Annotated in this window: 1 rRNA gene; it reads left to right on the top strand. The window is 53.9% G+C overall.

The features are described from left to right. Window positions 1-616: ribosomal RNA gene (locus ACCD07_RS32285) — 16S ribosomal RNA — on the top strand; the annotation flags it as partial. Window positions 617-629: the final 13 nt, after the last annotated feature.

Below are 629 nucleotides of genomic sequence, written 5' to 3'. Positions count from 1 at the left end.
ACGGGGACCCGCACAAGCGGTGGATGATGTGGATTAATTCGATGCAACGCGAAAAACCTTACCTACCCTTGACATGGCTGGAATCGCTGAGAGATTGGCGAGTGCTCGAAAGAGAACCAGTACACAGGTGCTGCATGGCTGTCGTCAGCTCGTGTCGTGAGATGTTGGGTTAAGTCCCGCAACGAGCGCAACCCTTGTCATTAGTTGCTACGAAAGGGCACTCTAATGAGACTGCCGGTGACAAACCGGAGGAAGGTGGGGATGACGTCAAGTCCTCATGGCCCTTATGGGTAGGGCTTCACACGTCATACAATGGTACATACAGAGGGCCGCCAACCCGCGAGGGGGAGCTAATCCCAGAAAGTGTATCGTAGTCCGGATTGTAGTCTGCAACTCGACTGCATGAAGTTGGAATCGCTAGTAATCGCGGATCAGCATGTCGCGGTGAATACGTTCCCGGGTCTTGTACACACCGCCCGTCACACCATGGGAGCGGGTTTTACCAGAAGTAGGTAGCTTAACCGTAAGGAGGGCGCTTACCACGGTAGGATTCGTGACTGGGGTGAAGTCGTAACAAGGTAGCCGTATCGGAAGGTGCGGCTGGATCACCTCCTTTCTAGAGTAGCACT

Source organism: Duganella sp. Dugasp56 (genome assembly GCF_047304105.1).
Lineage (GTDB): Bacteria > Pseudomonadota > Gammaproteobacteria > Burkholderiales > Burkholderiaceae_D > Rugamonas > Rugamonas hordei.
Note: the sequence above shows the minus strand (reverse complement) of the source record. Positions and strands in the feature narration are given on the sequence as shown.